General features: G+C 76.2%; 3 protein-coding genes. 1 reads left to right on the top strand and 2 read right to left on the bottom strand.

The genetic code is table 11. From position 1 onward, the window contains the following. Positions 1 to 113: 113 nt before the first annotated feature. Together ACFWWQ_RS29165 and ACFWWQ_RS29160 are read right to left on the bottom strand one after the other, a co-directional pair. Positions 114 to 3647, bottom strand: a complete 3534-nt coding sequence (locus ACFWWQ_RS29165) for a UvrD-helicase domain-containing protein (protein WP_384602211.1) — start codon at positions 3645 to 3647, stop codon at positions 114 to 116. 291 nt (positions 3648 to 3938) lie between these two features. Continuing rightward, positions 3939 to 4598, bottom strand: coding sequence for an MGMT family protein (locus tag ACFWWQ_RS29160; protein ID WP_384602209.1), 660 nt, complete (start codon positions 4596 to 4598; stop codon positions 3939 to 3941). Between the two features lie 377 nt (positions 4599 to 4975). Between ACFWWQ_RS29160 and ACFWWQ_RS29155 the strand changes: the two genes are divergently transcribed. Then, entirely contained in the window at positions 4976 to 7900 is a 2925-nt protein-coding gene (locus ACFWWQ_RS29155; protein WP_384602207.1) for a YbhN family protein, read from the top strand. The last annotated feature ends 68 nt before the right edge of the window (positions 7901 to 7968 follow it).

Genomic DNA, 7968 nt, shown 5'->3' with positions numbered 1-7968 from the left:
CCGTGGCACGGCGCCGGGCCCGTGGCACGGTGCCCCCGGCCGCGCCCGACCGCCACGGCGCCAAGCCCGGAGCCCGGTATCCGTCGGTCCCGGCCGTCGTCCGCCCGATCCGCTCACTCGATGATCTGCCGCCCCTCTGGCTGCGCGCTGCAGGAGGCCCGGAAGGCGCAGTGGGTGCAGTGGGTCCCGGTGGTCGGCGTGAACCGTTCGTCGAGAACCCGCCCCGCCGCTTCGGCGAGGAGGCCGCCGATCCAGGTGTCGTCCGGGGGCGGCTGGGTCTGGACGGCGGGCAGGGCGTCGCCGCCCTCCTTGCGGGGGGCGCCGAGGCGGAGGTGGACGAGCTGGGCGCCTGCGGTGTCGGGGGTCCGCCCGTCGAAGGCGTCGTCGAGGGCGCCCTGCCGGACGGCGAGCTGGTAGACGGCGAGCTGGGGGTGGTGTTCCACGTCGGGTCCGGTGGGCTTCTGCTTGCCGGTCTTGAAGTCGACGACGTAGGCGCGGCCCTGGTCGTCGCTTTGGACGCGGTCCATGGTGCCGCGGATGCGGATCTGGTGGGGCCCCGCGGCGAGGGTGACGTCGAAGTCGTGCTCGGAGGCGGCGGTGGTGCTGCCGCGGACGTCGCGTTCGTCGGTGTGCCAGCGCAGGAAGCGTTCCAGGGCGGCGCGGGCGTTCTCCTTCTCCTGGCGGGATTTCCAGGGGGCGTCGAAGGCGAGGGCGTCCCAGACGGAGTCGAGGCGGGCCATGAGGACGGCGAGGTCGGCGGGGGTGCGGCCGGAGGCGACCTCGTCGGCGAGGACGTGGACGACGTTGCCGAAGCCCTGGGCGGCGGTCGCGGGGGCGTCGGCCTTGACCTCGCGGCCGAGGAACCACTGGAGGGCGCAGGCGCGGGCGAGCTGGTCGAGGGCGCTGCCGGAGAGGACGACGGGGTGGTCGCGGTCACGGAGGGGGGTGGTGTTGTGGGTGGGTTCGGCCAGGCCCCACCAGTGGTCGGGGTGGGCGGCGGGGACGAGGGGGCGACCGTCGTCGTCGCGGAGGGCGGCGAGGCGGGCGAGGCGGTGGGCGGCGGCGTCGCGGAGGGCGGGGGTGGCGACGGGGTCGACGGTGGTGGCGCGGAGTTCGGCGACGAGGGCGGCGACGGCCAGCGGGCGGCGGGGGCGGGCGGTGACGTCCTGGGGGGTGACGCCGAGTTCGGTGAGGAAGCGGGAGGGCTGGTCGCCGTCGTCGGCGGCGGCTTTCACGGCGGTGACGACGAGGCGGTCGCGGGCGCGGGTGGCGGCGACGTAGAAGAGGCGGCGTTCCTCGGCGAGGAGCGCGCCGGGGGTGAGGGGTTCGGCGAGGCCGTCGCGGCCGATGCGGTCGGCTTCGAGGAGGGAGCCGCGGCGGCGCAGGTCGGGCCAGAGCCCTTCCTGGACCCCGGCCACGACGACGAGGCGCCATTCGAGGCCCTTGGCGCGGTGGGCGGTCATCAGGCGTACGGCGTCGTGGGTGGGGACGCGGCGGGTGAGGGTGTCGGCGGCGATGTCCTGGGCGTCGAGCTCTTCGAGGAAGTTGAGGGCGCCGCGGCCGCCGGTGCGTTCCTCGGCGCGGGCGGCGGTTTCGAAGAGGGCGACGGCGGCGTCGAGGTCGCGGTCGGCGTTGCGCCCGGCGGCGCCGCCGCGGTGGGCGGCGCGTTCCAGGCGCTGCGGCCAGGGGGTGCCGTTCCACAGTTCCCAGAGGGCGGCTTCGGCGGTGCCGCCGGTGGCGAGGAGGTCCTCGGCGGTCCGCAGGAGGAGGCCCAGGCGCTGGGCGCCGCGGGCGTAGGCGGGGTCGTGGGCGATGAGGCGTTCGGGGGCGGCGAGCGCCCGGGCGAGCAGTTCGTCGGAGGGCCGGGGCAGTGCGGCGCCCGCGGCCCGCTCCTCCTCCCGCAGGGCCCGCCCCAGCCGCCGCAGATCGGCGGCGTCCATCCCGCCGAGCGGCGAGGTGAGCAGGTCGAGGGCGGTCTCGGGGGTGAGGTGGGCGGGAGCGACGGATGCCGCGGGTGCGGGGTCGTCCACCGGGGCGTCCGGTACGGGCGCCGGCTCGTCATCTTCGGCAAGCGTGACGGTTTCGGCCGCCACCGGGGTATCCGGTACCGGCGTGGGGGCGGTGTCGGCCACCGGGGCGTCCGGTACGGGCGCGGGGTCGGCGCCATCGGCGGGCGCCGCGGATTCGGCAGGCCCCGGGCCGTCCGGTACGGCGGTGTCTCCCGGGCCGTCCGCCACGGGCGCGGGCTCGGCCACCGGGCCATCCGAAACGGGCGTGCCACCAGCCACGTCAGCAACGCCCCCGGCACGCCTCATTGCCGCCTGGGCAGCCACTCGTAGCGCCGTGAGCAGCGGCGCCACCGCGGGCTCATCGCGCAGGGGAAGATCATCGCCATCGATGTCGAGTGGCACCCCCGCCGAGGTGAGCGCCCGGCGGACGCCGGGCAGGGAGCGGGCCCCGGCGCGGACGAGGACGGCCATGTCGTGCCAGGGGACGCCGTCCTCCAGGTGGGCGCGGCGCAGGAGGTCGGCGATGTTGTCGAGTTCGGCGCCGGGTGTCGGGTACGTGAGGACGTCGATGCGGCCGCCGTCGCGGACGGTGGCCGGTTCGCGGTGGGCGCGGACGGTGGCGGCGGGGAGCCGGGTGAGCGGCATCCGGCGGGCCAGTTGGCGGGTGGCGGCCAGGAGGGCGGCGCGGGGGCGGCGGGCGGTGGTGAGCACCGCGACGGGTGCGGGGGTGCCGTCGCCGCGGGGGAAGGCGGTGGGGAAGTCGAGGATGCCGTTCACGTCGGAGCCGCGGAAGGCGTAGATCGACTGGTCGGGGTCGCCGAAGGCGAGGAGGGTGCGGCCGGGGGTGCCGGGTGCGCCGCGGGTGGCGCCGGGCCCGGCGAGGGCCCGCAGCAGGCGGAGTTGGGCGGGGTCGGTGTCCTGGTACTCGTCGACGTAGACCGCGTCGTAGGCGGCGGTGAGGCGGGCGGCGGCGCCGGTGTCCGCGTCCTCGGCGAGGAGGACGGCGCGGTGGACGAGTTCGGCGTAGTCGAGGACGCCCTGGGCGTCGAGGACGTCGAGGTATTCGGCGAGGAAGGCGGCGGCGGCGCCCCAGTCGGGGCGGCCGGTGCGGCGGGCGAAGGCGGCGAGGGCGTCGGGGCCCAGGCCCAGTTCGCGGCTGCGGGCGAGGACGGCGCGGACCTCGTCGGCGAAGCCGCGGGTGGTCAGGCAGGCGCGGAGTTCGTCGGGCCAGGTGACGCGGGCGCGTCCGGCGGCGGCCAGGCCGGCCTGGCCGGCGAGGAGTTCGCGGACGACGAGGTCCTGTTCGGGGCCGGAGAGCAGCCGGAGCGGGTCGGCGAAGAGGTCGGCGTCCTGGTGGGCGCGGACCAGGGCGTAGCAGAACGAGTGGAAGGTGGTGGCCTGCGGGAGGGCGGTGGTGCCGAGGCGGGCGGCGAGGCGGTCGCGGAGGGCGACGGCGGCCTTGCGGCTGAAGGTGAGGACGAGGATCCGCTCGGGGTCGGTGCCGCGGCGTACGCGGGCGGCGACGGACTCGACGAGGGTGGTGGTCTTGCCGGTGCCGGGCCCGGCGAGGACGAGGAGCGGTCCGTCGCGGTGCTGAACCACGGCGCGCTGCGCCGCGTCCGAGGCGGGCGGCTCCATGGGCCCCACGTCGGTCCGCACCAGACGGTACGGGCCGGGGGCGTCCCGCCGCGACGCGCGGGGGCGCGGGCGTCGCGGTGTGTCGGAGAAGGAGGAGCTCACGTGGATCGCCGGTTCTGGTGGAGGTACGGGGCGGACGGTGCGGGGCCGCGGTGGGCGGGCGCCGTCCTGCCGTCGTCCGGCCGGTCCGGGCCGTCCGGGTGGGCGGCGTGGGACCTCGACGCTACGCCAGGTGGCGGGCGGGGCGGCGGCCGTCCACAGGGCGCCCCGGGGCGGCGGGGGCGCGCGGGCTCAGGAACGCGCCGTCCGGCCGCGGCTGCGGCGCCGGGCCCGCGCGGCCGGGCCGTCGGGGGCCGTGCTGCCGCCGTCGCGGCTCCGACCTGCGGAGCGGTCCTCGGCCGGGGTGCCGTGGCCGCCTCCGGGGGCGGCGGGTCCCGTGGGGACGGCGCCCTCCGGGAGGCCCGGGAGGTGGGTGAGGTCGACGACGTGGCGGGCGCCGGGGCCGGTGTCGGAAACCTCACAGTCGTCGGCGGGATCGAGGGGGCCGTCCCAGCGGGCGCGGCGCATGTCGAGGCGGGTGGTGGAGCCGTCGGGGGCGGTGCGCAGCGGGGTGCCTTCGGCGCGGTAGTGGGCGAGGGCGCGGTGTTCGCTGCCGGGCAGCGGGGCGCCGTCCGCGCGGACCACGCGCCACCAGGGGACCGTGCCGCCGTAGAGGGCCATGGCGCGGCCGACCTGGCGGGGGCCGCCGGAGCCGCGGCCGTCGCGATCCTCGGCGGCGAGGCGGGCGGCGATGTCGCCGTAGGTCAGGACGTGGCCGGGCGGGATCCGTTCGGCGACGCCGAGGACGCGTTCGGCGTAGTCGGGCAGCTCGGGTGCGGGCCGGGCGCCCTCCGGGGGCGGGCCGTCGCCCCGGGAGGGGTCAGGTGCGGTGCCGTCGCGGTGGCCACTCATTCGGTCCATCCTGCCGTACACCACCGCCAACGGCGCGGGGCGCGGGGCCGGGGCCGTGCGGAGGCCGTGTGCGGCCCGCGCGCAGGCCCGGGATGCGGGAGGCTTGAGGCGGGGGCCGTGGCGGGCGCCGGGCCGGTAGCGGGGGCTCGGCTTCCGCTTCCCGCGCCCTCGAAAAGCACCCTGATCCCCCCGCCCCCCGCACGGCCGTGCCACCATCTTGCGGGCGGTGACTGGTGAGACGTGAGCGAAAAGCGACGTCCGGACGGCAGGGCGCGGCGCCTCCTCGGGAGGCCGGCGCCCCTGACGCCCGGCAGCCGGGAGCCGCCGCCACCGTCCCGGGAGGCACCGCGCGCAGGCGCCGGGCCGACCGTCCGGCGGTGGATCAGGGGAAGCAGCAACGGAGGCCGTCCGCGGTCTCCGCGACCGAAAAGGCGAGCACGATCGAGAAGGCCGAACGACCCGGGGCGTCCGAGAGACCCGACGAGCCCGCACACCACGCGGGCGACGACGCGCAGCGGACGCCACAGGGGCACGAGCAGGGAGCCGGACCCCAGCCGGACGTGGTCCGCGCGGGGCCCGAGCGGCCCGAGCTGCCCGCGGGCGCCGTGGCCGCGGGGTCCGGCGGGGGCGGTGACGTGCCCCGGACCGGTTCGTACCTGGCGACGTGTGACAGCGCGGGGTGCGCGGGCGGTGCGGAGCACGCGGACCGGGTGTCCGGTGACGAGCCGCTGCTCCCGGCGCGGGTGCACCGTCCGGCCGACCTGCTGCGGCTGCTGCTCGGCATCGCGGGGATCGCGCTGGTCCTGGCGCTGGCGGCGTTCGCGCACGCCACGACGCAGGGGCTGGCCGACGACATCGGCAAGGGTGCGGGCCAGGCCCCGCGGTTGCTGATCAACTTCGCGGGTCTGGCATCGAGCGTGGCGGTGCTGATCGTTCCGGTGGCGTTCGCCGTCGAGCGGCTGATCAAACGGGACGGGCTGCGCATTGCCGACGGGGTGCTGGCCGCGGTGCTGGCGCACGGGGTGTCACTGGCGACGGACCTGTGGGTCGCTGAGGCGGCACCCGCCTCGATCCGGGCGGCGCTGACCCACCGGATGCACGACGGGTCGCTGACCACACCGGTGCACAGCTACCTCGCGCCGGTCATCGCGTACATGACGGCGGTGGGGATGTCGCGGCGTCCGCGGTGGCGGGTCGCGATGTGGTGTGTGCTGCTGCTGGACGCGTTCGCGGTACTGGTCGGCCGGTACACCACACCGTTCGCGATCGTCACGACGGTGCTGATCGGCTGGACGGTGGCGTACGGGACGCTGTACGCCGTCGGCACCCCCAATGTGCGGCCCACCGGGCAGCATCTGCTGGCGGGGCTGCGGCGGGTGGGGTTCCGTCCGGTGAGCGCGCTGCGCGCCGAGGACGTCGCCAATCCGGACCACCCCGAGCACGCCGACCGCGGGCGCCGCTATCTGGTGACGCGGGAGGACGGTCCGCCCATCGATGTGACGGTCGTCGACCGCGAACAGCAGGCGCAGGGCTTCTTCTACCGGGTGTGGCGGCGCCTTTCGCTGCGCGGTATCAACCAGCGCCGCAGCCTCCAGTCGCTGCGGCAGGCGCTGGAGCAGGAGGCGCTGCTGGCGTACGCCGCGATCGCCGCGGGTGCCCGGGCGCCGAGGCTGATCGCCACGTCGGAGCTGGGCCCGGACGCGGTGATGCTGGTCTACGAGCACATCGGCGGGCGGCGGCTGGACGCGCTGGACGACGAGGAGATCACCGATGCGGTGATGCGCAGCGCGTGGGAGCAGGTCGCGGCGTTGCAGTCGCGGCGGATCGCGCACCGGCGGCTGGTCGGTGACGCGCTGCTGGTGGATCGTTCCGGCAAGGTGACGCTGACGGAGCTGCGCGGCGGGGAGATCGCCGCCGGTGACCTGGTGCTGCGGATGGATGTCGCGCAGCTGCTGACGACGCTGGGCCTGCGGGTCGGCGCGGAGCGGGCGGTCGCGACAGCGGTGGAGGTGCTGGGCCCGGACGCGGTCGCGGACAGTCTGCCGCTGCTCCAGCCGATCGCGCTGAGCCGGGCGACGCGGGCGACGCTGCGGCAGCGGGCGCGGGAGCGGTCGGCGCGGGAGCGGGAGGCGGTGCTGGAGGCGTCGCGGTCCGCGAAGGAGACGCGCGAGGAGCGGGCGGTGTCCGAGCCCGCGGACCGCAAGCGGCAGCGGGCGATGCGGGCGCAGGCGAAGGCGGCGGAGAAGCGGGCGCTGGACGAGGCGTCGGAGGAGGCGCGCGAGGAGGATCTGCTGGCGCAGATCCGGCGGCAGGTGCTGCTGATCCGTCCGACGGCGGTGATCGAACCGGCGAAGCTGGAGCGGCTGAGCCCGCGGATCCTGATCAGCTGGATCGCGGGTGCGTTCGCCGCGTATCTGCTGCTGTCGCAGCTGATGTCGCAGGTCGCCCACTTCAACCTGCTCGATGTGATCAGCGAGGCCCAGTGGGTCTGGGTGCTGGTGGCGATGGTGTTCTCCGGGACGACGTACATCGCGGCGGCGATGAGCCTGCTGGGGTTCGTCACGGAGAAGGTGTCGTTCGTCCGGACGGTGATCGCGCAGATCGCGGGGAACTTCGTGAAGCTGGTGGCGCCCGCCGCGATCGGCGGCGTCGCGCTGAACACGCGGTTCCTGCAACGGGCGGGGGTGCGGCCGGGGCTGGCGGTGGCGAGCGTCGGCGCCTCGCAGCTGTTCGGTCTTGGCGCGCACGTCCTGCTGCTGCTGACGTTCGGGTATCTGACGGGGACGGAGAGCGGCGACGATCAGCTGTCGCCGTCCCGTACGGTCATCGCCGGACTGTTGACGGTGGCGGTGCTGGTGCTGGTGGTGACGGCGGTGCCGGTGCTGCGGAAGTTCGTGGTGACGCGGGTGCGGTCGCTGTTTGCCGGGGTGGTGCCGCGGATGCTGGACATCCTGCAGCGGCCCGGGAAGCTGGTGACCGGCATCGGCGGGATGCTGCTGCTGACGGCGGCGAACGTGATGTGCCTGGACGCGTCCGTGCGTGCCTTCGGCGGCGGCGATCAGCTCAGTTACGCGAGCATCGCGGTGGCGTTCCTCGCCGGGAACGCGCTGGGCTCGGCGGCGCCGACGCCGGGTGGTGTGGGCGCGGTCGAGGGCGCGTTGATCACGGCGCTGACGCTGGCGGGGCTCGGCGGCGACGTCGCGTTCCCGGCGGTGCTGCTGTTCCGGCTGATGACGTTCTGGCTGCCGGTGCTGCCGGGCTGGCTGGCGTTCACGCACCTGACGCGCAAGGGCGAGATCTGAGGAACGGCCGGATCCGGCCACGGCGAAGGCGCCGCCCCGCAAGAAGAGGGGGGGGGCCCTCGGTGGCC

This window comes from Streptomyces sp. NPDC059080, from assembly GCF_042739975.1.
In the GTDB taxonomy this organism is placed as follows: domain Bacteria; phylum Actinomycetota; class Actinomycetes; order Streptomycetales; family Streptomycetaceae; genus Streptomyces; species Streptomyces benahoarensis.
The sequence above is the reverse complement of the archived record's forward strand: the minus strand, read 5'-3'. Positions and strand labels throughout refer to the sequence as shown.